Source organism: Mucilaginibacter sp. P4_D1 (assembly GCF_056401935.1).
Map to the genome: position 1 here is coordinate 189,511 of NZ_JBFUIJ010000003.1, position 25,290 is coordinate 214,800.

General features: G+C 43.4%; 23 protein-coding genes. 16 read left to right on the forward strand and 7 right to left on the reverse strand.

What is annotated here, in order from left to right; all coding sequences use genetic code 11:
- The first annotated feature begins 75 nt into the window (after nt 1-75).
- The 4 genes from AC1DV1_RS04640 (at nt 76) to AC1DV1_RS04655 (ending at nt 7,028) form a co-directional block, all read left to right on the forward strand.
- On the forward strand, nt 76-1,509 hold the full coding sequence (locus tag AC1DV1_RS04640; RefSeq protein WP_477355976.1) for a protein phosphatase 2C domain-containing protein: 1,434 nt from the start codon (nt 76-78) through the stop codon (nt 1,507-1,509).
- The gene (locus AC1DV1_RS04645; protein ID WP_477355979.1) at nt 1,509-5,591 is read left to right on the forward strand and encodes an FtsW/RodA/SpoVE family cell cycle protein; all 4,083 of its coding nucleotides are present in this window, start codon (nt 1,509-1,511) and stop codon (nt 5,589-5,591) included. The genes AC1DV1_RS04640 and AC1DV1_RS04645 overlap by 1 nt, the downstream gene beginning before the upstream one ends.
- Nucleotides 5,592-5,665: 74 nt before the next feature.
- Complete coding sequence (locus AC1DV1_RS04650; RefSeq protein ID WP_477355982.1) at nt 5,666-6,463, forward strand: FHA domain-containing protein; 798 nt, start codon at nt 5,666-5,668, stop codon at nt 6,461-6,463.
- A gap of 7 nt (nt 6,464-6,470) precedes the next feature.
- On the forward strand, nt 6,471-7,028 hold the full coding sequence (locus tag AC1DV1_RS04655; protein WP_477355986.1) for a hypothetical protein: 558 nt from the start codon (nt 6,471-6,473) through the stop codon (nt 7,026-7,028).
- A 175-nt stretch (nt 7,029-7,203) separates the two neighbouring features.
- Here the strand turns inward: AC1DV1_RS04655 and AC1DV1_RS04660 are convergent, their stop codons facing one another.
- From AC1DV1_RS04660 to AC1DV1_RS04685, 6 genes are all read right to left on the reverse strand, one after another.
- A complete protein-coding gene (locus tag AC1DV1_RS04660) occupies nt 7,204-8,088 on the reverse strand; it encodes an alpha/beta hydrolase (RefSeq protein WP_477355989.1) in 885 nt (294 codons plus the stop codon).
- A 109-nt stretch (nt 8,089-8,197) separates the two neighbouring features.
- Entirely contained in the window at nt 8,198-8,539 is a 342-nt protein-coding gene (locus AC1DV1_RS04665) for a hypothetical protein (protein ID WP_477355992.1), read from the reverse strand.
- A gap of 93 nt (nt 8,540-8,632) precedes the next feature.
- Nucleotides 8,633-9,520, reverse strand: coding sequence for an alpha/beta hydrolase (locus AC1DV1_RS04670; protein ID WP_477355996.1), 888 nt, complete (start codon nt 9,518-9,520; stop codon nt 8,633-8,635).
- A gap of 26 nt (nt 9,521-9,546) precedes the next feature.
- On the reverse strand, nt 9,547-10,509 hold the full coding sequence (locus AC1DV1_RS04675; protein WP_477356000.1) for an MBL fold metallo-hydrolase: 963 nt from the start codon (nt 10,507-10,509) through the stop codon (nt 9,547-9,549).
- 147 nt (nt 10,510-10,656) lie between these two features.
- Nucleotides 10,657-11,751, reverse strand: a complete 1,095-nt coding sequence (locus AC1DV1_RS04680) for an AI-2E family transporter (protein WP_477356002.1) — start codon at nt 11,749-11,751, stop codon at nt 10,657-10,659.
- A gap of 182 nt (nt 11,752-11,933) precedes the next feature.
- Nucleotides 11,934-12,311 carry a VOC family protein gene (locus tag AC1DV1_RS04685; protein WP_477356005.1) on the reverse strand — a complete coding sequence of 126 codons (378 nt, stop codon included), beginning with the start codon at nt 12,309-12,311 and terminating at the stop codon, nt 11,934-11,936.
- Between the two features lie 145 nt (nt 12,312-12,456).
- Between AC1DV1_RS04685 and AC1DV1_RS04690 the strand changes: the two genes are divergently transcribed.
- The 11 genes from AC1DV1_RS04690 (at nt 12,457) to arfB (ending at nt 23,301) form a co-directional block, all read left to right on the forward strand.
- On the forward strand, nt 12,457-12,801 hold the full coding sequence (locus AC1DV1_RS04690) for a carboxymuconolactone decarboxylase family protein (protein WP_477356008.1): 345 nt from the start codon (nt 12,457-12,459) through the stop codon (nt 12,799-12,801).
- A 520-nt stretch (nt 12,802-13,321) separates the two neighbouring features.
- Complete coding sequence (locus AC1DV1_RS04695; protein WP_477356011.1) at nt 13,322-13,726, forward strand: hypothetical protein; 405 nt, start codon at nt 13,322-13,324, stop codon at nt 13,724-13,726.
- Nucleotides 13,723-14,286: a DNA-3-methyladenine glycosylase I gene (locus tag AC1DV1_RS04700; protein ID WP_477356014.1), complete on the forward strand. Its 564-nt coding sequence runs from the start codon at nt 13,723-13,725 to the stop codon at nt 14,284-14,286. Before AC1DV1_RS04695 ends, AC1DV1_RS04700 begins: the two co-directional genes overlap by 4 nt.
- A 182-nt stretch (nt 14,287-14,468) precedes the next feature.
- Nucleotides 14,469-17,276: a DNA polymerase I gene (polA, locus tag AC1DV1_RS04705; protein WP_477356017.1), complete on the forward strand. Its 2,808-nt coding sequence runs from the start codon at nt 14,469-14,471 to the stop codon at nt 17,274-17,276.
- 212 nt (nt 17,277-17,488) lie between these two features.
- Nucleotides 17,489-18,040: a Uma2 family endonuclease gene (locus tag AC1DV1_RS04710; protein WP_477356020.1), complete on the forward strand. Its 552-nt coding sequence runs from the start codon at nt 17,489-17,491 to the stop codon at nt 18,038-18,040.
- 314 nt (nt 18,041-18,354) lie between these two features.
- On the forward strand, nt 18,355-19,779 hold the full coding sequence (locus AC1DV1_RS04715) for a glycogen synthase (RefSeq protein WP_477356023.1): 1,425 nt from the start codon (nt 18,355-18,357) through the stop codon (nt 19,777-19,779).
- Nucleotides 19,776-21,038 (forward strand): glucose-1-phosphate adenylyltransferase, encoded by a 1,263-nt coding sequence (locus AC1DV1_RS04720; RefSeq protein WP_477356026.1) that lies wholly within the window; start codon nt 19,776-19,778, stop codon nt 21,036-21,038. The genes AC1DV1_RS04715 and AC1DV1_RS04720 overlap by 4 nt, the downstream gene beginning before the upstream one ends.
- 69 nt (nt 21,039-21,107) lie before the next feature.
- Complete coding sequence (locus tag AC1DV1_RS04725) at nt 21,108-21,293, forward strand: hypothetical protein (RefSeq protein ID WP_477356029.1); 186 nt, start codon at nt 21,108-21,110, stop codon at nt 21,291-21,293.
- A 341-nt stretch (nt 21,294-21,634) separates the two neighbouring features.
- A complete protein-coding gene (locus AC1DV1_RS04730; RefSeq protein ID WP_477356032.1) occupies nt 21,635-22,054 on the forward strand; it encodes a cobalamin B12-binding domain-containing protein in 420 nt (139 codons plus the stop codon).
- 13 nt (nt 22,055-22,067) lie between these two features.
- Nucleotides 22,068-22,850, forward strand: coding sequence for an enoyl-CoA hydratase/isomerase family protein (locus tag AC1DV1_RS04735; RefSeq protein ID WP_477356035.1), 783 nt, complete (start codon nt 22,068-22,070; stop codon nt 22,848-22,850).
- Nucleotides 22,851-22,890: 40 nt separating this feature from the next.
- Nucleotides 22,891-23,301 (forward strand): alternative ribosome rescue aminoacyl-tRNA hydrolase ArfB, encoded by a 411-nt coding sequence (gene arfB / locus AC1DV1_RS04740; protein WP_477356038.1) that lies wholly within the window; start codon nt 22,891-22,893, stop codon nt 23,299-23,301.
- A 145-nt stretch (nt 23,302-23,446) separates the two neighbouring features.
- Here the strand turns inward: arfB and AC1DV1_RS04745 are convergent, their stop codons facing one another.
- Nucleotides 23,447-24,400: a lipid A deacylase LpxR family protein gene (locus tag AC1DV1_RS04745; protein WP_477356041.1), complete on the reverse strand. Its 954-nt coding sequence runs from the start codon at nt 24,398-24,400 to the stop codon at nt 23,447-23,449.
- A gap of 251 nt (nt 24,401-24,651) precedes the next feature.
- Here AC1DV1_RS04745 and AC1DV1_RS04750 point away from each other — a divergent pair, with 251 nt between their 5' ends.
- A complete protein-coding gene (locus tag AC1DV1_RS04750; RefSeq protein WP_477356044.1) occupies nt 24,652-25,257 on the forward strand; it encodes a DUF4142 domain-containing protein in 606 nt (201 codons plus the stop codon).
- Nucleotides 25,258-25,290 lie beyond the last annotated feature (33 nt).

Here is a 25,290-nt window from a genome sequence, read left to right on the forward strand (position 1 = left end):
TATTATCAATAGGCTTACTGGCAATATGTGTTTTGTTATTGCTGGCCCATTTTATCGACATAAAAAGATCAAGCCATGGCAAATAATTATTTCGGACTAACCGATACCGGCAGGCAGCGGGACAATAACGAGGATGCCTTTATTGCCCAGAAAGCCAATGATGATAATTTTATTTTGGCCTGTGTAATTGATGGAGTAGGCGGATATGTAGGCGGCGAGGTTGCCGCCGAAATTGCGCGCGAGACCATTATTAAAGATCTATCGTACATCGCCGGCAATGTGAGCGCCTTGCTGGTGAATACTTTTATTGATGCCAACAAACAAATTTACGATAAAAAAATAGCAGATAAGGAACTGCAGAACATGGCCTGCGTACTTACGCTTGCGGTGGTCGACCTGGAGAATAACCAGTTTCATTACGCCCATGTGGGCGATACCCGTTTGTATTTGCTGCGCGATAATTCGCTCATTAAAATCTCAAAAGATCACTCCTTTGTAGGCTTCCTGGAAGATTCGGGCAGGTTGAGCGAAGAAGCCGCCATGGATCATCCTAAGCGTAACGAAATTAATAAAGCCCTGGGTTTTGACCCTAATATTGCTAAAGAGGCCGACTTTGTAGAGACAGGCCACTCGCCGTTTTTGCCCGGGGATATGTTATTGGTTTGCAGCGATGGCCTTACCGACCTGGTTGATAAAAACCTGATAAAAAGTATCCTGACAGGGGCCGGCGAATTGGAAGATAAGGCAGCTAAACTGATACAGGCGGCCAATAATAAAGGCGGTAAAGATAACGTGACGGTGGTACTGGTACATAACAACAAGGCTCCGCGTGTTCAAAATGTAACCCGGCCGGTGGCTTCGGCTAAGGTTGCCGAAGAGATTATTGATCCCAAACATCGCCCTAAATTACCCGATGGACCCGAAACTGTTCCAGTAAAGCAAAAAAGCAATCGCGGTGCGGTAGTTTTACTGGCCATATTGTTACTGGTTGTTTTATGCGGATTTGTGTGGCAGTACTGGATAAACCAGCAGCTAAAGCACGACGATACAAAACCGGTTGCCGCCAGGCCTGTTACCAGGCCAAAAAGCGCGGGCGAAATAAAGCTACAGGATACGCTGAATAAGTTGAAGGGGAACACCCTTATACTTTCTGCCACTGACTTTAAGGAGCCAATAGTATTAAGCGATTCCATTTATATTGGCAGGGATAGCCTGTACATAAAGGCAAAAGGTAAAATTGTTTTTAAACCCGATTCGGGTTATAAGGGGGCAGCTTTCATGTTATCGCCAAAAAGCAAATATGTGGTGCTGGATAGTGTGGCATTTGATGGCTTTAAAACCGGAGTTATTACACATAACGATGCCCTGGTATTAAAATATGTTCAGTTTAGCAACTGCGTAACGCCTGTGCAAACTACCTACCTTTTCCCCGATAAACAATATGTATCGGGCAGGTTGTTTGGGGGCATGTTCAAAATAGATTCGTTACCCAAAGCCATCAAGCACTAATGGATAAGGGCACACCCAAAGCTCCCGGCAGACGGTTGGAGCGATTGTTTTTATTACTTACAGGTATTTTGCTGGCTATGCTTTTTGGCCGGCTATATATGGTTTTGCAGCAAAAATTTACGGATGTTGATAAACGCCTGCAGGATGGCACCATCGTAAACCTAAATGCCCCAAACAGGGCCAGAAACGTAGCCGCGTTACTAAAAAAAGGTTACTATTTTGATGACCCGAGGGATGTAGATTATATTCAGTCTGTTATTGCCGTCAAGGCAAGCTCGGCTGGCGCTTTTGATAACGCCGGCGAACTGAATAAACGCAAATACTATGTTAATGCCGATGAGGCTATAGAACAAGGCGGGGAATCATTCAGGCAGCGGGTATTGGATTCGCGCGAATTGCTGGGTTATACCGGGGATGACTCCATCCGGTTTAGCCAGGAAAAAAATCACCCGCCCGAAATTCCCGTCCAAAACGATCTGGGCCTGGGCGATTACAGCATCAGTGGCAAAATCACCCACAAAGAACAACCGGTTGCTGGTGTTTTAGTGAGGCTGAATATGATATTGCCCAGAGACAGTATTTATTCTGACGAGGAAACGGCTGCCAAAAACACAACCACCGAGAATTTGCCGGCTGCAAAAAAGGTGTTTATTGCCAATGCCGATAAAAAACGACAGTTACAGTCGCTTACGGCATTTGCCCGTAGCGATGCCAATGGCAATTACGAGTTTAAAAATTTGCCCACCGATAAGGCATTTGAACTATTACCCTTGCAGCCAGGTTTTGAGTTTGGCCGCTCGCAGGGGGTTGTTGAACTGGATGGCGATAAAAAGGTAAACTTTGTGCAGTCGCCGCACAGCATTAAGCTGCTGTCAACCCGCGATTTCAATATCCTGAAAAAAGAGGGAGCATTTATTGTACGTACCATCGACGATTTCAACACCTGGTATTGGATTATTGCTGCCAGCTTTTTTGCCGGGTTTATTATTATCCATATCCTGTTAAGCTACCGTTATCCGCAGGCCGATCAAATTATATTACCCCTGGTAATGGTACTTACGGGAATCTCGTTTCTTACTTTATTAAGCTTGCAGGATCCGTTAAGGGATAGGTTTTTAGCAAAAGACACCCTCATTTACCTGGGCATAGGCGTTGGTATTATCTGCGTTATACTGTTTATCAACCTGCGCAAGCTTACTGCCGACTCGGGTTTATACCGTTTGCTGGTATTTAAAAATACGCGCAGCGCTGCAAATGGCTGGCCATGGGTTGTTGTGGCCATGGGCATTTTGTTTAGTACAATTTTATTTGGCACCGGGCCCGAGGGTAGTGGCGTTAAGGTAAACCTGCTGGGTTTTCAGCCAAGCGAAATTGTAAAATATTTGGTAATTATTTTCCTGGCGGGATTTTTTGCCGCTAATGAAAAATTTATAAGCCAGTATGCCAGTTGGAGCAAGCGCTTGTCGTTCTTTTCATCGGCACTGATAGCCACTTTGGTAACGCTGCTGCTGTTTTTAGTTTTGGGCGATCTGGGACCTGCCATGGTAATCTGTTTTACTTTTATCATCCTGTTCTCTTTCTCTCGTGGCGACTTTTTTCCAATGGCCGGTTTTGTGGTGCTTTATGTGCTTATTACCTGGTTTTTTGACAATGTTTGGCTAAGCGCGGGCATTACCTTTGGCATATTAGGTTTGTTTGGTTTTTGGAAACCAAAATACTTAAGTGAATCGGCAGTAATGGCATTAATTGTGATCAGTGCTTTTTTAACCATCGACAAAATTCCAGGGCTTGAAAAAATTATCCCCGGCCCTGTTGAGCGTTTGGTTGAGCGTAAAGCCATTTGGCAGGATCCATGGAACAATGAAGTTTATGGCGGCGACCAGGTAGCCAACGGCCTTTGGGCTATGGCTGGGGGCGGTTTAACAGGCGAAGGTGTTGGCCAGGGCTTTGCTAAAACAATCCCCGAAGCCCATACCGATATGATTTTGCCATCAATAGGCGAGGAGTTTGGCTGGGCAGGTATGGCGGCCGTATTTATATTGTTCCTGCTGTTTTTACACCGGTCGATAATTATTGGGCGGCAAACGGGTACGCCCCTGTTGTTTTACTTAAGCGCAGGGATAGGGGTATGTACGTTCGTGCAGTTTTTGCTGATAGCCGGTGGCTCAATTGGTGCTTTGCCCTTGTCGGGCGTATCGTTGCCGTTTGAGAGTTATGGTGGCTCGTCGTTGGTAATCAATTTATTGGCAACCGGTTTTTTGCTGTCGGTATCATTGGTAAAGGGCAGCCAGGTGCAAATGGATTACATTACCAAACAGCAGGATAAAAACCTGGTGCCCGCTTTAGCGGCGGCGTTGGCCGGCGTAATATTGTTAACCGTAAATGTATCGCGCTACAGCGCCGATAATAAAAAATGGGTGGTGAAGCCAGCCTTGGTTGCCGATAAAAGCGGGCTGCGGATGTTTAGCTATAACCCAAGGATTGCTATCCTAATGAACAAGCTGCAGGCCGGATCGTTACTGGACAGGAACGGATTGATCCTGGCTACCAGTAAACCCGAACTTATTGAAAAACAGCAAAAGAAGCTGGCTGTAGCAGGCGTAAAAGATTATAACCTCGATTCGGCAGTGCACAAGCGGCTGGAACGGTTTTACCCCTTTGAAGAACAAATGTTTTTTTGGACGGGCGACGTAAATACAGGTGTATTTAATGGCAGTACCAACGGCTACTTTGCCGAGTATGAACACGCGGCCGAATTACGTGGTTTTAAAATGCCCGTCAGTAGTTACAATGTAAAGGCATCGCGCTACCAGGAAGACAGGTTTTTGCCCCGTGGCGTAAAGGAAATGACGGTAGCTAAGAAGGATTATAGCGAACTGGCACCATTGCTGTTAGCCGATATTAACGGCCCCGAAGTGGCAGCATTTAAAAATCGTAACCGGGATGTTAAGCTGACGATGGACGCCGACTTGCAAACAAAAATTCAGCAATCTATAGCTACCGATACATCTTTGTATGATAACCGGGTATCCGTAGTGGTTATGGAGGCCAATACTGGCGATGTACTGGTATCGGCGCAGTACCCGCTGCCACCAGTGCACAACTGGGATCAGCTAACGATGTCGCAGGCCGATCAGAATAAATTATCCAACTGGATGACCACTACCGATCTGGGCTTTACTTATGCCTCGCAGCCAGGTTCAACAGCTAAAGTATTAACAGCCATGTCGGCATTTAATAAGCTGGGCATTGACGCATCTAAAGTAACCTACCACGTAAGTATGGAAGAGCGTATCCGTACCAAAGGTATCGAGCCGGACGAAACCGGTATCATTACCATGGAGCGCGCAATAGCCAAGTCAAACAACGTTTATTTTATTAAACTGGCCAATCAGCAGCACCTGGAAGAGTATATGGTAAACCTGTATATGAAAACCGGGATGTTTTTGCATGGGGTGGGCGGCTACTATTATAATAAACCCGCCGAAAACGATGCTCAGGAAGAAAAGTGGCGTAACCTGTGGCGTAAAACCGAGTTTAATACCAAACCCCGGTACGATCCTAACAATATTCATAAAACCAGGGCCAAGGGTATTTCGGGTATGGCCTGGGGGCAGGGAGAGTTGATTGCTACTCCCGCATCTGTTGCCCGGCTGGTATCGGGCGTAGCCAATAATGGCGTGTTATTAGCCAATCGGTTTGTATTGAATGTTGGCAAAACAAAAATGCCTGTAAAGGCCGGTATTACCTTGGCCGATAAACCAGATTATGCCGCCTTGCTGAAGCAATATATGATAACGCAAAGCGCGCCAAAGGTGCCTATATTGGGTATAGCAGTTGCCGGTAAAAGCGGTACGCCCGAGCGTATTGTTAAAAATAAAAGCGTAAATGATGGGTGGTATGTATTTTTTGCGCCGGAGGCAAACGGAAAAGGCAATATGGTTGTTTGTATCCGTGTAGAATCGACCAAAGGATCGTCAGATGCGGTGCATTTAGCCGGAAAACACGTGATCCCCTTCCTTTTGGAAAAGGGTTATATGAAGAGTATTGTGCCGGAGAATCCGGAAGAGATTATTCAATAAAGTATAGAGTCTTAAGTTCCAAGTCAAAAAATAAAGACTCGGAACTTAAAACTCAAGACTTAAAACTTTAAAAAATGGCATTTAGTTTTTTTAGTAAAAGCGGCGGAGAAAAGGGACAGGTTGATGTAAAGGGCCTGCGCGAAGCCATACTACGTTTTATAAAAGAGGCCCTGCAAAAGGTTGAAGGCGGCGAAGGCAGACACATCAAAGAGCTACTGCTTTACCTGGCACCCGACCCCGACGACAAACATCTTTATGAAGGTGCGGTTTATGTGCACGAAAAGGAAGTATTCAGGAACGAGATTCAACGGATTGCTGATGACTACGCGATAGAGTTACCCGATGACTGGACCATTGACGTGCTATTTGCAGATAAGCTTCCCGCTGATGTGCCAAAGATTCCCGAGATTGACGCCGCTTTCCAGATGCATACCCGCAGGCAGGTGGCGCATAATGCATCGTCGGCCATTGCTTATATCAGGATACTAAGCGGAGAGGCCGAACAGGAAGAGTATTTGATTAAGGCTACCGACGGCAAGATTAATATTGGCCGGGATAAAAAAGTGATAACCGAGAACGGATCATACAGGCTGAACAAGATCATATTCCCGGCAGATAGTAACGACCCCAGTAACAAATTTATTAGCAGGCAACACGCCCATATTGAATGGAATAAAGACGCGGAATGTTTTATGATTTTTGCCGATGAGGGTGGTGTGCCACCGCGTAATAAAACCAAGATCAGCATAGCAGCAGACGATAAGCTGATTAAGCTTAATTCGACCCAGATTGGCCACCCCATGAACGAAGGCGATCAGGTAATATTGGGCGAATCGGTAGTGTTTTTGTTTAGCGTTAAGGCAGAAGGATAACTAAATTATGACCCGAAAGGTATTAGTGGTGCTTTTATTATTGTTTTCGGGAGCCGTAACCCGGGCTCAAACAGCCGAGCAGGTTTATGATAGTTACCTTGATTTTAATGTGGCAAAGCTGAATGATGACGCTGCCCAATCAATTGCCCTTGCCCAAAAGATTTTGCCCGATACAGCCAAACTAACGCCCAAAGTGCGGGTGGCATTTTATAATTCGTTGGCAAAACTTTACGAAGACGATAATCAAAGCATCAATGCTATTAAATATTACAAAATAGTTGTGGCTGCCCAGCCTGATTATTATGTGGCGCACCGTGCTTTGGGCTACCTGTATATCAAAGATATTTCGGGAAAGCCCGTGGTAATGAACTTGAATTATATTGAAAAAGCACGGTTGGCTTTACCGCACCTTGAAAAAGCCCAGGCCTGCGATCCGGACGAAAATACCCTGAAAATTATTAAGGTACTCTATACCAATTTAAATAACGAAGCCGCCCTTGGCACCCTGCCCGCCCGCCTTGCAAAATTTAGTAAGAACTGTATTGATTTGTTGAGTGATCAATAGATTTTTAGTATCAAGTAGTTAGTGTCAAAATTTAGTATCAAGTAGCAAGTATCAAGTAGCAAGATTTTTTTCGTTGCTTGCATTCTCACAAGCAGCTACCAGTAATGTCGAATTAACAATGCAAACCAGCAACTCCAGTCTTGATACTTGATACTAACTACTACTTGATACTATTTTATTTCTGTCTAAAACTATCCCCGATAAAATTTAATGCATCTATAATGCCGGTGCGCCAGTAAGTCCAGTTGTGGGCACCGTCGCGGATACGGAACTCGTGGGGGACTTTCTTGTCCATCAGGGCTACGTGTAACAGGGAATTGCCTTTGCTTAAGGCATCATCATCGCCGCAATCAATCCAGTAACGTACATCGTTAAGATCATCGGCTGTTTTGCCTTGAATTAATCCTAAAATGGAGTTTGCTTTCCATGTATCATTTAACCGCTCGGCGCCTTTAAGGTTGGGGCCGAAAACTTTAGCGTAGGCCTCGGCCCACCGGGCATCGGTAATACCCATAAAATCTTCGTCGTTACGTACGGCTGCGCTTAATGCTGCCGCTGCCGAGAACATTTCGGGATGTTTGATGCTGTAAATTAAGGTGCCGAATCCACCCATAGATAAACCGGCTACGGCGCGGTATTTCTTGGTCCCCTTTATGCGATAATCTTTTTCGATGGTAGGAATAAATTCCCTGAAAAAGAAATCTTCATAATTACGTTTACCATCGTAGGAATTAATGTAAAATGTGGTTTTTGCATCAGGCATTACAATAATCATGGGCGGAATTTTACCATCGGCGATGGCTTTATCGGCGTAACGGTTAATCTCGCCAAATTGCAGCCAGCCGGTTTGGTCGTCGCCATAGCCATGCAGCAGGTATACTACAGGGTAGGTACGGTTTGATGTTTCATAATCGGCAGGCAGGTAAATGGCGTACTTTACGTTGTAATTCAAAATATCGCTCTTTACGTTTTGTTCCTCTATCACCTTGCCGGCCGGGATACGCTGTGCAAATGCAGCCGATGCAGAAAGGAAGAAGCAGAGTAAAATAAGTTTTTTCATAATATTTTAATCAATTTGAAAATTTGAGGATTTGAAAATAAATCTATACGTCTGAAATGTTTCCATTTTCATCTGCACATCTGAAATTTGCATATCTGCACATTTATAATTAATCCGCATCCCACACCCATGGTTCTTCGCCTGCAAAAGCAACGGTTGGCCCTGTCTCGTCAATTTTAAATTTCCAGGTTATGTTTTCGCGTTTGTCGTTTTTAATATCGCTGCAGGTGAAAAAATAATACACCGTGAACATGCATTTGAATGATCCCGTTAAGTCATTGGTGTTAAACTGAGCATCTACAATATCAAATTCCCGCACCTCGGGCGATCCTCCGTTATCATAAAAGTAGGACGCCAGGCCCTGCTGCATGTTGGCGTTGTTTTGATCGTCGTCCCAAAATTCGCTCAAAAAATCAGCTATCGGTAACGTCCCATCCGTAAGTTTTTCCATGTGGTCTATTGAAATCGGAAGATTAAAATCCTTTGCCATTTATCAACAGTGAAACATTATCTCATCCATCTTATCAATCCATCTGCACATCTATCACTTCTGCCTGAAACCATCGCCTATAAAACTGAGGGCGTTGGTGATGCCTGTGCGCCAGTACGTCCAGTTGTGGGCACCATCGCGCATCCTGAATTCATGAGGTACTTTCTTTTCTGTCAGGGCTATGTGCAGCATGCTGTTGCCTATGGTTAAAAAGTCGTCATCGCCGCAATCAATCCAGTAGCGCACTTTGCTCAATTCGTCTGCCGTTTTATTTTGTACCAGGTTCAACACTGAATTTGCCTGCCAGTCTTTATTCAGCCTGTCTTTACCCTTCAATCCACGGCCAAATAGCTGGCCAAAAACGTGTTCGTAATTGTCATCGGGCTGGTTAACCATCTGGTCGTCTGGGAATACTGCCGCGCTTAATGCCGCCGCCGCCGAAAATAGTTGCGGGTATTTAATAGCGTAAATCAGTGTACCGTAGCCACCCATGGAAAGGCCGGCAACTCCGCGGTATTGTCTTTCTGTTTTTACTCGGTAGGCCTGCTCCACATGTGGTATGAATTCTTTGATAAAAAAATCCTCATACTTTTCCTTGCCATCATAGGAGTTAATATACCAGCTGGTACCGCCATCGGGCATCACAATAATCATTGGCGGTATGGTACCGTCTAAAATGGCCTGATCAGCAAAACGGTTTACCTCGCCAAATTGTAACCAGCCGGTGTTATCGTCGGAGTATCCGTGTAAAAGGTATACTACAGGGTAGGTACGGTTTGCCGTTTCATAATCGGCAGGCAGGTAAATGGTGTATTTAACGTTGCGTTTTAAAATTTTGCTTTTAACGGTTTGCTCTTCAATTACTTTGCCTTGCTGGGCAAATGCGCTGCCCGTGCTTACCAGGAAGCAAAGGAACAGGCACGTTTTGAAAATATTTTTCATATATCCTAAATTGGGGTTGGTAGCTGTTAAAAAGTAAGCGGTTTGCCTTGCTGCGGGTAAACCAGATTTAGTTGTAATTTATTTTCAACTTTTAATTCTTCTTTTATTTTGATAATGCTGCTTGCCGGCGGTTTTAAATGTGTGACAACAATGCTTAACCCTTTGATGGCATCCGGGCCGGTTAATGCGGCCAGTTTGTCCATTTCGGCCATTAGCCAATGGGGGGTTAGATGACCAAATAATGTTTTATCAGGTTGCTCGCTTGGGAACGAAACCTCGATCATGATGGCTTTTAGTTGTTTGCTTTTAACCAGGGGGGCAATAGCTTCCCAAAGCTTTTGCAGGTTGGTGCTTTTTTCAATAGCATCGGGCCCCGTATCGCCTAAATATAAAATATAAGCATCATAGCTGTGTACCAAAAAGGCGGTGCTGGTGAGGTTTGAATGGCTTAGCGGGAATGCCTGTACTTTCAGTGCGGTGTTTTCTATAGCCACCTCGTTGCCCGGCTCAAGTGGTTTGTAATGGAACTTTTTTAAAGCGGGACTTTCTCCATCGTCGGCAAAGTTGGCCCAGCTTGCCCAGGTAAAGTAGTGGGTTTTGATTGTTTGGAGTGTGCTTTGCAGGCCATAAATGTTTTTAGTGCTGTCCTCGGGCGAGTTAATCACCAGGCCCGCCAGATGATCAAGATGGGCATGCGAAATGAAATATCCTTTAATGTATTGCCTTAATACTTTTTCCGGCGAAACAGGGAAAGCCTTGTTTTCGATGGCTTTTTTTATGCCATAGTGCAGCGTGCCGGCATCTAAGCATATGTAATTGTTACTGCCGCTTGCTGCCAGCATGTAAGCCGATAGGTTACTTTCATCAATGCCCCCCAGCACGCCCAAAGGCACCAGCCTGAATGACGGTGCAGGTTTAACCTGTGCATTTGTCCCAAAAGGTATCAGCGCACATACAATAACACTTAAAGCAAGGTATTTACGGATCATTAAAGGTAGATTTTCAATTGCAGTACAGCACAATTGTTATGCCGCTAAATTAATGATATACCTATCAATTAAACAAAAATAAAAGCTGTTTTAAAAGCAATGGCTCTCAAAATCTCAGCTTTGTAGTATTCAATGACGGAAGCAATATTATTCAACTTTCAGCTTTTCGGCAGCTTTTTTATTTAACTCATAGTCGCCTCCTAACAGGTAACCCCAGGGTTTAAGGCTTTCAATGCGGTCAAATATAATTTTGAAAATAGCAATAACCGGTATAGAAAGGAACATGCCCGAAAGCCCCCAGATCATCTCGCCAAGGATAATGCCGATGAACGAGATCAGGGCGTTAAGCCTCACCTTTGAACCCACAATAGTTGGCAGCAAAAAGTTGGCATCTACGGCGTGTATTATAATTACGCTAACAGCTACCGTTACGGTTTTACCAATATTACCGGTAGCAAAAGTGATAATGGTGCTTAATAACAACGCCGTGAAAATGCCGATATAAGGTATGATGTTAAATAAACCTACTATGATACCCAGCAATGCCGCGTATTTTATGCCAATTAATAAAAAAACGGTAATGGCAACACTGGCTACTATAAACATTTCAAGCAATAGCCCCAATATATACTGCCTCATGATAGATTGAATGTTTTCTACAATATCCATCACCACGGCCGAGTTCTCGTCCCTGAATACCCAAATGATAAAACGAAGAAGGAGCCGCCTGTAAAGCAAAATAAAAAAAGTGAAGATCATGATAAACACATAAAATATCATGAGCGACGAGATTGCGCCGAAAGCTGTGCTTACCACATCCGTTCCAGATTCCATTATTTTTTTGGAAGCATCATCTACATATTTTAGTTGCTTGGCCGCGTTGATATGGAATGCCGATTGTACCCAATTCTGCAAATCGTGAATGGATTGCGAAACCTGGCTTTTAAGCATCGGCCAATCGTTGGCAAGGTTTGATATTTGGGAACCTACCAGATACAGTATGCCGCCAACCAGGGCCACCAATAAGAGGATAGATGCTAATGACGACATGCTGCGCGGCAGGCGCAGCTTTTTTTCAAGGAAATTGGAAACCGGCAGCAACAGGATGGCAAATATAAACCCGAAAATTAATGGGTCGAGGATATCTTTGCCGATAATGATCAGGTAGCCAAGGGCCAAAAAACCCAGCAGGGTGAGCGCGAGTCGTTCATAAAAAGGGGCTATAATTTTTTTTGCCGGCATAGAGTAGATGATTATCTGGTGCTGTTCAGATACCTTAACACAAAACGGTACCCGAGGTTTGAAGATACAAAATTATTAAGCAAAAGACCATCTTTTCTTCGGCAACGGCTTGTTGAAAATATATATCCACCGGTAAAAGATGAAAGTTACTTTAATGATTGCCACCCTTTGGCTTAATCGTTTTACTCGTCCTCGGCAAACGTAAGCACGTAATTGTTATTGTCTTTAATCGAAAACTCGGTGGCCCCGTAAAAAGTTGTTTCTAAGCCTTTCAAAACAGGTACCAGTTCTTTTACCGACTCAAAAAATGCCCGGATGTTTTTAAGTTTGATATATAACAGCATCGAAGCTCCATCCTGGCGGCTGATATCGGGAAGCTCTTCGCCCAGGCTGGCCATGGTTTGAAACATCATGGTTACGTTCCCTTTGGCCATCATGGCCCAAATAAGGTCATTGCCGGCTTCGGGTACGGTTACTACCAGTTCAAAACCCAGCAGGTGATAAAATTTTATAGTTTCGTTAATGTCCTTAACAAAAATATTGGGCGACAAGCTTTCCATTGTTTTTTAATTAAGCGGTAAAAATTGAAATAAATACTCGGGATAAAATTATAGATTTATATTGAAAATGCTAAATAATTTAGTAAAATTGTCAAAAATAAATGAAATCAACAATTCACTAATTCATTAACTCAATAATTATAAAGTGGGAAAACTTGTAGAAGAATTTGACAGCTATCGCACCAGGATGAACGATAGGATAATGGAAACTGCCAACACTAATATCAAACGCTTCTTCGCGCTGGATACCACCAGCTATGCCGGTGGCGCGCTTGATGTAAAAACCAAAGAAATGCTTGGCCTGGTTGCCAGTATGGTATTGCGCTGCGACGATTGCATTAAATACCACCTGGGCAAATGCCACGAGGCCGGCGTTAACAACGACGAAATGAACGAGATATTTATGATAGCCAATTTGGTAGGCGGATCTATCGTTATACCTCATTACCGACGTGCGGTAGAGTATTGGGATGAACTAAACCAAGCTTAGCAAGTTTCGGGTTGGATAAGAAAATAAATGGAGTGATTTTTAAACATGCATCGTTGCGGGTTGTAAAATCTGAGACGCTTACAGGTAAAATGACATAGGCAAACTATGTCATTAAGAGGAACGAAACAATCGCAAACTATACAAATCCGCTTTATAGCGTTGCGATTTCGACGCGCTGACATACTTCTTAGCACTGGTAGGAAAATCAAAGCCGGAACTGTATAGGTAATCATGATTATCGGTAATGTGTTGGTTTTTAACGCAATAAAAATGAATGGCAAGCGTATAATATTAGTAAAAACCTAATCTTATGTATCAATCAAAATCCCGCCGCAAGTTATTTTATGTTGATATGTTTCCGATGTTCAACCTGTTATTGATTGTATTGATGTTTCTATTATTTTATGGCAGGCCTTGGTCCCGAAGTCCTATTGATATTAATTTGCCGGTTGGTCATTCATTTAATACCGGGGATCCTGACGCGGATTTTGGAACCATATTAGTGGGAGAAAATAAGGTAATGTTTGGACTCGAATATGCCGATGTTCGCGAAGACGCGTTAAAACAAATGGCCGCGATATACAACGTGCCATTTTCGCCTGGCGACATTGCTAAGTTTGGCAAAACTGATTTTATTGGTACCCCCTTAACCTCGTTAAAAAAATATATTACCAACTATTACAATTTTATCAACTATCGCGCACAGGCAGGTTTATTGCCCGATTTAGCATGTGACGACGAATTATTCAATTGGATAAGATGCGCAAGAAAGGCAACAGTGAAACAACACAATGCCCAAATGCGCATCGCTATCGCGGCTGACGGCGAAACGCCTTACCCGGTTATTAAGAAAATTATAAGCGTATTGCACAAGCAACACGTAAATAAATTCACCATAGTATATTCTTTTATATGGCAAAAATGAACGAAAACCCCCAGGAAATAATTCGCTGCTCATGGGCGGGAACCGACCCATTATACAATAAATACCACGACGAAGAGTGGGGCAAAGAAGTACACGACGACAAAACGCTTTTCGAGTTTCTGATCCTCGAATCTGCCCAGGCTGGTTTAAGCTGGATAACTATCTTGCGCAGGAGGGACGGCTACCGCAAAGCTTTTGCCGATTTTGACGTGCACAAAGTAGCTGCCTTTACCGATGATGATGTAGAGCTCCTGATGCAGGATGCCGGTATTATTCGTAACCGGTTAAAAATCCTGGCGGCTATAAGCAATGCTAAACTGTTCATTGGGTTACAACAGGAATTTGGCTCGTTTGATAAATACCTGTACAGCTTTATGCCCGGTGGAAAACCCATTATCAACCATCACCATAAAATTCCCGCCAGTACACCGGAATCGGATGCTATCAGCAAGGATATGAAAAAACGGGGCTTCAAATTCTTTGGCACCACCATTTGTTACGCCCATATGCAGGCAACGGGTATGGTGAATGACCATATTCCGGAGTGCAGTTTTAAGTAGTTTTTTGATTTCACCGATAGAAAATGATTTCACCGATTTTAGAAGCCAACACTGTGATTAAACCACATTAATTGTATTTTTGAAAAGCAACTAATCAATTTTAATCATCAATACATAGCTGCTGATAATCAATGGATCATCTTAATCGGTGCAATCATTAAAAATCAGTGTAATCACATATAATGAAAAAACTATTTCTTTTGGATGGCATGGCCCTTATTTACCGGGCACACTTTGCTTTGAGTAAAAGCCCTCGGTTTACCTCGGGTGGGATGAATACATCGGCGGTAATGGGCTTTACCAATACCCTGCTGGATGTTTTGAAAAAAGAAAAGCCAACCCACATGGCTGTTGTTTTTGATACCGAAGCGCCAACCGAACGCCATACCGATTACGAACATTACAAGGCCCACCGCGAGGCTATGCCCGAAGATTTATCAAAGGCATTACCCTATGTAGTGAAGCTGATACTGGGTTTCAACATCCCGGTAATAACATCAGATGGTTACGAGGCCGATGATATTATAGGCACCCTGGCCAAAAAGGCCGAGCAAAAAGGTTACCAGGTTTATTGTATGACCCCTGATAAGGATTTTGCGCAGCTGGTATCTGATAATATCCGCATTTACAAACCGGCCCGTATGGGGAATGAGATGGAAATTTTGGGCGTAAAGGAAGTGCTGGAGAAATGGGAAATAGAACGCGTTGAACAGGTTATAGATATTTTAGGCCTTTGGGGCGATGCAGTAGATAATATTCCGGGCATTCCGGGTATAGGCGAGAAAACGGCCAAATCGCTCATTAAACAATACGGCTCGATGGAAAATATTATTGCCCATAGCCATGAGCTAAAAGGTAAACAACGCGAGAATGTTGAGCAATTTGCCGAGCAGGGTTTACTGTCAAAAAAACTGGCGACTATATTGTTAAATGTGCCGGTTGAACTGGACGAGGAGGGCCTGGAGATATGCGCACCAAGCAAAGAACTGTTAGAACCCCTTTTTGCCGAACTGGAATTCCGCACGCTGGGCAGGCGTGTGTTTGGCGATGATTTCACCATCACCGAGTTTAAATCTGCCGGTACTCAAACCGACCTGTTTGGCGAGCCTGTTGCCACGGCCCGCACCACCATGACGGTTGATGTGGAGGACATCCGCGAAGACTTTGTAACAGCATCTAAAAATATAGATAACGTACCGCACGAGTACCACCTGGCCGATACGGCTGAAAAACGCGCTGAGCTGATAGCCATCCTTGAAAAACAGGAAAGTTTTTGCTTTGACACCGAAACTACCGGAACTGATGCTAATTATTGCGAATTGGTTGGCCTGTCTTTTTCGATAAAAGCAGGCGAGGCCTGGTACGTGCCGGTGCCCGAAGATCAGGAAGCGGTTAAAGCTATAGTTAACGAGTTTAAACAGGTGCTGGAAAATGAAAGCATCGGCAAAACAGGGCAAAACATTAAGTTTGATATCCTGATACTGAAATGGTACGATGTGCAGGTTAAGGGTAAGCTGTTTGATACCATGATGGCGCATTATATTATAGATCCGGATACCCGCCACGGCATGGATGTATTGTCCGAAAATTACCTGGGTTATAAGCCGGTTTCCATCACTTCGCTTATTGGCCCCAAGGGTAAAAACCAGGGCAGCATGCGCGATGTGGAGATAGAAAAAATAAAAGAATATGCCGCTGAGGATGCTGACATTACACTGCAATTAAAATCCGTTTTCGAACCGAAATTGAAAGAGGTGGAAAGCGAAAAGCTTATTCACGAAATAGAGCATCCATTGATTTACGTACTGGCCGACATTGAATTTGAAGGGGTAAAAATAGACCATTTTACGTTGGGCGAGTTCAGCAAAGAATTGGAGACCGACATTAGTAAACTGGAAAAAACTGTTTATGAAAAAGCGGGGGTAAGGTTTAATATCGCATCGCCAAAACAGTTGGGCGAAGTATTGTTTGAAAAACTGATGCTTGACCCTAAAGCCAAGAAAACCAAAACCGGCCAATACCAAACCGGCGAAGATGTATTGCTCTCGTTAGCCGCCAAAAGCGATATTGTAAGGGATATATTAGATTTTAGGCAGCTGCAAAAGCTAAAATCAACTTATGTTGACGCATTGCCAACTATGGTAAATCCTAAAACGGGCAGGGTGCATACCTCATACAACCAGGCGGTAGCCGCTACCGGCAGGTTAAGCAGCGTTAACCCCAACCTGCAAAATATCCCTATCCGTACCGAGCGCGGCCGGGAGGTGCGTAAGGCTTTTATCCCCAGAAATGCAGGCCACAGCATTGTATCTGCCGATTATTCGCAGATAGAATTGCGCATCATAGCCGAGATTAGCAAAGACCCAAACATGACGCAAGCATTTGTTGATAACCTCGATATTCATACCGCCACCGCGGCCAATGTCTATGGCATTGCTTTAGATGAAGTAACCAGCGAGCAGCGCCGCAACGCAAAAGCGGTTAACTTTGGTATTATTTACGGGCAATCGGCCTTTGGTTTATCACAAAGTTTAGGCATCCCGCGTAAAGAGGCTGCGGATATTATTGAGCAGTACTTTGCCCAGTTTCCTGGAATAAAGCAATACATGAGCGATACCATGAACTTTGCCCGCGAAAACGGCTATGTATGCACGTTAATGGGCCGCCGCCGCTACCTGCGCGATATCAATTCGGCCAATGCTACGGTACGTGGTTTTGCTGAGCGAAATGCCATCAATGCACCAATCCAGGGATCGGCTGCAGATATGATCAAGATAGCCATGATCAACATTCACCAGGAATTTATAACCCAAAAGCTGGACGCCCGCATGACCATGCAGGTGCATGATGAGTTGGTGTTTGATGTGCCTCATGACGAAATTGAAATTGTAAAACCCATCATTATGCACAATATGAAAACCGCCATCAAAACAACAGTACCTATTATGGTAGAGATTGGTACGGGGTTAAATTGGTTGGAGGCGCATTGATAATGGTCAATAGTTGATTGAGTTAGATTGGGTTGATTAAGTTAGAAATTCGATCGGGCATAATTATCAATATGCCACTTAAAATAAAAACGTGCTGCTGTCGTGAACAGACAGTGGCACATTTTTTTCTAAAATCAATTGAAAAATAGGAGTGAATCTTTTTACAACACAATTAATTATATTTGTGTTATCGCTTTAAGATTACCGGCATTATGGACGAAAAACATAAATATCAAAACTTTATAACGGAGATCCCATCTACCGCTGTTGATATTTATCGGATGTTGCCCGAAGGTACCCGCTGTGAAGTTATTTTCAATGAATTAAGTATGTCGCCATCGCCATCCCGTGAGCATCAAAAATTATTAATAAAGTTAACTTCCCTTTTATTCGAATATTTAACCAATAGCCCAATAGCCGAATTATTTACTGCTCCTTTTGATGTTTACTTCGAAAAACAACAATCCGTAGTACAACCAGATTTGTTTGTTGTGTTAAATGACCAAATGGATATTGTTGAAAAAAATGGTGTTCATGGTGTGCCGCGATTAATTATTGAGATTGTTTCGACAAATAGGGCTTACGATACTCAAAAAAAACGTTCGCTTTATGAATCGGCAGGTGTTAAAGAGTACTTTATCATCGATCCTGAAAATAATAAAGTCATTTTACTTACTCTTGGTGCTACTGGGTTATATGAGCAAACATACGAGGAGACGGGTGTTTTAAAATCGGCGATTCTATCCTGCCGGATATCTTTCTGATGTTCTGATGGCGTTGTATCAACGATGGTTTCTTTGGCTTTGGCAAATCCCACATATTATCTATCGGCATATGTCCTATAAATCCGGTGTCCTGTCAATAAAAATCCGTTTTAAGTAAATAATCCCACCTTAGTGTACTCAATACTCAACGTTGATTAAGTTTAATTAGCTGTTTTTGCTATCATTTTTATAACTATACCGTCAAAACTTTAATAACATTTTTACAATCTTCTCTGTAAATTTCAAAAACTATATTAATGATTATAGGTTTCTCTTTTGGTAATCTTTCCTTAAATTGAGCCAATAAAACCTGAATGAAAATATTCCATTTGAGTGCCGAATGTTACCCTGTTGCCAAAGTTGGCGGCCTTGCAGATGTTGTTGGCGCACTGCCCAAATATCAAAACCTGGCAGGCTTGCAGGCAGCGGTTGTAATGCCCTACTATGATCGCAAGTTTACGCAGGAAAACGAATTTGATGTTGTTTTTACTGCCGTAACTTTACTAAACACCCGCCGCCTTTATTTTGAAATTTTAAAAGAAAAAACCGATAAGCTGGGTTTCGAGTTGTTTTTAGTCCGCATACCCGGATTGCTTGACAGGGAAAATGTATACAGCTATCCCGACGAACGGGAGCAGTTTATTGCTTTTCAGCTGGCTTTTTTAGATTGGATCAGCTACTCGCAGCAAACACCGGATATTATCCATTGCCATGATCATCACTCCGGCCTGGTACCCTTTCTGCTTTACCATTCCAAATTGTATAAACGGCTGGCCAATGTGCCTACGGTATTTACCATACATAACGGCCAGTATCATGGCGCTTTTGGCTGGGAGCATTTTCAGTACCTGCCCGAAATTGATCCGGCCTCAACAGGCCTGCTTGATTGGGCTGGTGGCATAAACCCGTTGGCGTCCGCGGTAAAATGTAGCTGGCTGTATACCACGGTATCGCCAACTTACCTGCGCGAGCTTACCATTAATTCAAACGGCTTGGAATATCTTTTTTATATCGAAAGAGCCAAAGGCTACGGTATAATTAACGGTATTGACACGGAAGTTTGGAATCCCTTGAAAGATCCGATGATCCCGAGCCATTTTAATACTAAAACGCTTGCGAAGGGAAAACAATTAAACAAAGAAACTCTTTGTACCCGTTTTGGGTTGGATGCATCGAAGCCCCTGTTTACCTTCATCGGCCGGCTGGTGATAGAAAAAGGTGCCGACCTGTTGCCCGAAGCTATTGACCGTACACTGGCGCAATACGGCGATGAGGTTAACTTTTTTATCCTTGGCTCGGGTGATAAAGATATGGAGCTTGCCATGCTTGAACTTAAAGCTAAATATCCCGGCAGGTGCAATGTATTTATCGGTTACGACGAAGGGCTGGCACACGTGGTGTATGCGGGTGCCGATTTCCTGATGATGCCATCGCGTGTTGAACCATGCGGGCTTAACCAGCTTTATTCCCTACGGTACGGCACCATGCCGTTGGTACGCAGTACAGGCGGCTTAATCGACTCGGTAATTGATTTTGGCGACGAAGGCGGCTACGGCATCCGGTTTAACCAGGTTTCGGTAGATGATATTTGCCATGCCATAAGCCGCGCTGCCGCACTTTACCAAAACCAGCCACAACTACAAATACTCCGCAAGCGAATGATGGCCCTCGATTTTTCGTGGGACAGATCGGCCAAAGAATATATAAACCTTTATGAAAGTTTAAACCCTCTGATATGACATCTAAAGTAATTTCAATTGTGCTTGGCGGTGGCCAGGGCAGTCGTTTATCGCCCCTAACTGCAACACGTTCAAAACCGGCTGTGCCAATTGCCGGTAAGTACCGTTTGGTTGATATTCCCATTTCCAATTGCCTGCACTCGGGTATTACACGTATTTATGTGTTAACGCAGTTTAACTCGGCTTCGCTAAACAAACACATCAAAAACACGTATCACTTTAGCAGCTTCAGCGATGCTTTTGTTGATATTTTGGCGGCAGAGCAAACCCCATCAAGCGTATCATGGTTTCAAGGTACGGCCGATGCGGTAAGACAAAGTTTACACCACCTGGCTGTACATGAGTTTGAGTACGTACTGATCCTATCGGGCGATCAACTGTACCAGATGGATTTTGATGATATGATAACCAAGCACATTGAAGCCGGTGCCGAAATTTCTATCGCTACTATTCCTGTTGACGCGGCTGATGTTCCGGGATTTGGTATTTTGAAAGCGGATGATGACAGCATGGTTACAGCATTTATCGAAAAACCAAAATCGGACTTTGAAAGCTGGGCATCTGATGTAAGCGACGAGATGAAAGCCGAAGGCCGGGTTTACCTGGCATCAATGGGTATTTACATTTTTAACCGTAAACTGCTTTATGAATTGCTGGAAGGTAATGACCGTACCGATTTTGGTAAAGAGATTATCCCGCAATCTATAGTTAATCATAAGGTTTTGAGTTACCAGTATGAGGGTTACTGGACAGATATTGGTACCATACCATCGTTCTTTGACGCTAACCTGGGCCTTACCGACGAGATACCTAAGTTTAACCTTTTTGGCGAAAATCATATTTATACCCGTGCGCGCATGCTACCCCCATCAAAAGTATCCGGCACTACATTAAATAAATCGATTATTGCCGATGGCTGTATCATCAGCGCTAAAACTATCACCCGCTCTATCATTGGTATCCGTACCCGGATAGGAGTTGAGACCGAAATTGAGAACTGCTATGTAATGGGTAGCGATAATTACCAAACGCTGGAGCAAATTGCCGAACTGAAATTAAGCGATTCGCCGATTATGGGTATAGGCGACAGGGTGAAGATAAAAAACGCCATTATTGATAAAAATACCTACATAGGCGATGACGTAAGCATTAACTGTGGTGGCCTGTTGTCTGATGGCGATTATGGCACCCATACGGTGCAAGATGGTATTGTAGTTGTTAAAAAGCGTGCCATTATTCCTAATGGTACAATTATTTAATTAAACGAAATAAAAACAATTTATAGTTAATTTGTTATTGATAGTATAAAAACTATAAAACATAAAACTATGAAAAAGGCACTTTGTATGATTGCTTTAGCAGCAATCTCTTTCGGAAGCGTTTTTGCTTATGGGGCACCGGTAAAATCATCAAATGGTACCATGCAAACTGATACCACCAAAGTGAAGGTGAAAAAGAAGAACGGAAAAACGAAGATTAAGAAAAAAATGAAGGATACTACAGCAAAAATGTAATAGCAGCCTTTAATAAGAAAAGCCTCCTGAGTACTTCGGGAGGCTTTTTTATTTTCAATTTTTATATCATTACAAGTGGTAAAATCCGGGGATTCTTGTAAATGAAAAAGACATCGTAAAAGAAGTTGTCGCCTTTACAAGGGTGATAAGGAGACTGGACATGTCAATGGGTAATGCAGCAACTTCTTATAACTGCTTGCAAACAGGGCGTGTAAACAGCAAAGTTGTAGCTGTAACCGAGATTTTTGCAGGATGTAGAATGTTTTGTAGTATGTATGTCAGGGCTTTTTTCAAAATTCATTATTCGATATTATACTTCGTTCTTATTACATTTACAATGTATGAGTAATACCTTTAACCGACCCATCCGCGTTCTTGTTGCCAAAGTAGGGCTCGACGGGCATGACCGTGGCGCACGCATTATCGCCACATCGCTGCGCGATGCAGGCATGGAAGTAATTTACACCGGTTTGCGCCAAACGCCCGAAATGGTGGTAAATACTGCCCTCCAGGAGGATGTGGATGCCATTGGTATTTCCATACTATCCGGTGCGCACATGACGGTTTTTCCTAAGATATTGAAATTGATAAAAGAAAAACAGATGGACGATGTACTGGTAACCGGAGGAGGCATTATCCCTAATGATGATATGATTACGCTGAAAGAGCAGGGAGTGGGCGAACTTTTCCCTCCAGGCACCAATACCCAGGACATTGTAAAATATATTACCGATTGGGTGCACCAGCACCGCAATTTTTAAATAAGCTACAGCAATGGAATTTGAAAACATATTAACAGAAACGAAAGATAGCATACAGTATATTACTATAAATCGTGAAAGCAAGCTTAACGCCCTCAACAAGGCTACGCTGGCCGAATTACATACTGCCTTTTTTAATGCTTTTAATAATCCGTTGGTAAGCGGCATCATCATAACAGGGGCAGGTATCAAGGCCTTTGTTGCGGGCGCCGACATCAGCGAATTTGTCAACCTTGATGCCGAAAGTGGTACAACCATTGCCCGCAATAATCAAATTGACGTTTTCGACCTGATTGCTAACGGCAACAAACCTGTTATAGCTGCAATAAATGGTTTCGCCTTAGGCGGCGGGTTGGAACTGGCCCTGGCCTGCCACATTCGCATAGCTGCCGAAACTGCCAAAATGGGTTTGCCCGAAGTAACGCTTGGCCTGATACCTGGCTACGGTGGTACCCAGCGCCTTACCCAATTAGTAGGAAAAGGCAAGGCGCTGGAGATGATATTAACCGCCGATATGATTACTGCTGCCGATGCACTCAATTATGGCCTGATTACCCATGTAGTTGGTCAGGAAGCATTATTAGATAAAGCCCGGGAATTGATGTTGAAAATTATATCAAGGGCTCCGCTGGCCCTTTCTGCCGCCATCCGCTCGGTAAATGCCGGATTAACTGATGGGGTAAATGGCTATGAAACAGAGATAGGTGAATTTGGAAAATGCTTTGGTACCGAGGATTTTAAAGAGGGGGTAGCTGCGTTTTTACAGAAACGTAAGGCAGTATTTAAGGGAAGGTAATTATCCAGGCTGATCAAGCTAAAAAAGCTACATTTGAAAAATGAACCTGAATAAAGCCGATTTACAAAAAGAAATAACTTATAAAACATCACGCAGCGGGGGTAAGGGAGGCCAAAACGTAAACAAAGTATCAAGCAAGGTTGAACTTTTGTTTGATGTTGCCGCTTCGGCGTTATTTACTGATGATGAGAAAACATTGCTCGCTGATAAATTGCAAAACCGCTTAAATAAAGACGGGCTGGTGCAGGTAATTTGCGATGAAGAGCGCAGCCAATACCTTAACAAAGAAAAAGCCGTTGAAAGGCTGATTGCCCTTTTTAACCGCGCGTTACACGTGCAAAAGGCACGCAAATCAACCAAAGTAAGCAAAGCCGCCAAAGCCGCCCGGTTAGATAACAAAAAGAAACAATCGGCAAAAAAGGAAAACAGGAGGGATGTGCGTGATGAATAATTAATGTGCAGATATGCAAATTTCAGATGTGCAGATGTTTTTTTGATTTGAAAATGCCGAAAACATGCATCATTAATAGGTTTTCGTCATCCCCACATCTATTTTCTTCATCTGCATATCTGCACATTTGAAATCTGCACATCTACTACTTAAACCGATAAACCCCGGTTATAGCCGCCCATTGGTGCGAATATACCATCGTCTCTACTTCGCGGGTGTGGAAAATAGCGGCGACATCAAAAGTAAAACGGGTAAAGCTAAAGCCCACGCCAAACTGCTGGCTAAAAACAAAGGTTTTTTTGGTGCCGGTAATTTCCAGGCTATTGGGGTCGTGGCTGCTAAAAAGGCCGCCTTGTATGGTGGCATCGTACACTACGGCGTTTATTTGCGGTTTGTAGTAAAAAAACAACTCTTGCTTATGCAGCAAATTGCTTTGGGGTGTTAACGATGCCGTGCTTTGCGTACTTATTGAACTGAATAGCTGGTTAAAATTGCCTAAGCGAAAAAGCGGTCCTATCCCGGCGCCAGTGAAGCCGGTACCTAAGTTGGCATAGCTGGCTAAGCTTACATCTGCCCATGACGCGCGGGTAAGCAGTTTGTTATATTCGGCAGATATATTAAGCTCAACATCATTCCTGATCTGATACTGCCAGCCATTCAGTGTATAAAAGCCAAAGGTGTTATGAATAAGCTTTTGAACGGGTTCGCCGCCGGCTGCAGGGCCAACCAGGCCTATTTGGGCGCCAAGTTTAAGGGTGCTTTCGTTTTTATAAAGCAGGTTTAAGGTACCTCCAATATAGGTGTATGCCGCAAAAGGCCGGTCAACATCACCCGCGTCCCTCACGTAACCTGATTGTGGGTTAAACATTTTTTGACCTAATTCGATGCCTAAAATTTTGTTTTGAAGTTTCCCCGTGTCTGCCACTTTTAAAGCCTTGCGGTAGTAAAAGAAAATACCATTGGTGTAATACTTGTCAGACCCCTGACCCAGGTACGAATCGTTATCGGTTTGGATGCCAAACTCCTGGCCATGTTGCTGGGCAAACAATGCGGTACAGCCCAACAGGCATACCAGCGTAAAGAAAAGCTTATTTAGCATTTAGTATAAATATATAGGCTACCAATATAGAAATTTTGAACGATTTATGTGACAAAGCGTCTTATAAGTCAAAAGTCAAAATTAAAAAGTCAAAAATATTTGGTTGGGAGAATGCTCGCCAGGGAGGAGGAGGTAAATCCGGCTGGAATTAGACGGTGTGTTGATATGGACTTAATTTATTTTACAAATAAGAAAATAAAACTTATCTGAGTAAAAGTTGTTGCCTATAAAAACATAAATAAATCACTACTATGAAAAAGTTAAGTTTAATAGCGATGGTGGCAATTGCCGCTTTATCGTTCCAATCATGCGGCGGTGCCAAAGACAGTAAAGATGCTGCCGACAGTACCAATGCCGTTAAAGACACGTCAACAATGGCGGTTAAAGATACTGCCGGCGTAACCGGTGCAAAAGGCATTGCTGTCGACAAAGATGATGCAAAATTTGCTGTCGACGCTGCCAACGGTGGTATGGCCGAAGTTGCAGTAGCTAAAGTTGCCGAAACCAAAGCCTTAAATCAAAAAGTTAAAGACTTTGCTGCGATGATGGTGGCCGACCATGGCAAAGCAAACGACGAGTTGATGGCTATTGCCAAAACCAAAAACATTACATTGCCTGCTGCACCAAGCGAAGACAAGCAAAAGGAACTGGAAGATCTTTCAAAAAAATCGGCCAGCGATTTCGACAAAGCTTACGTAGATGCCATGGTTGACGGGCACAAAAAAACAATATCGATGTTTGAAGATGCTGCCAAAAACTGCAAAGATGCAGATTTGAAAGCTTTTGCCGCAAAAACTTTACCTACTATTAAAGGCCACCTTGCCGAAATAGAGGCGATAAAAAAGGGCATGAAATAATTAATGCTGATTTTATAGCAATGGAAGGGAGGT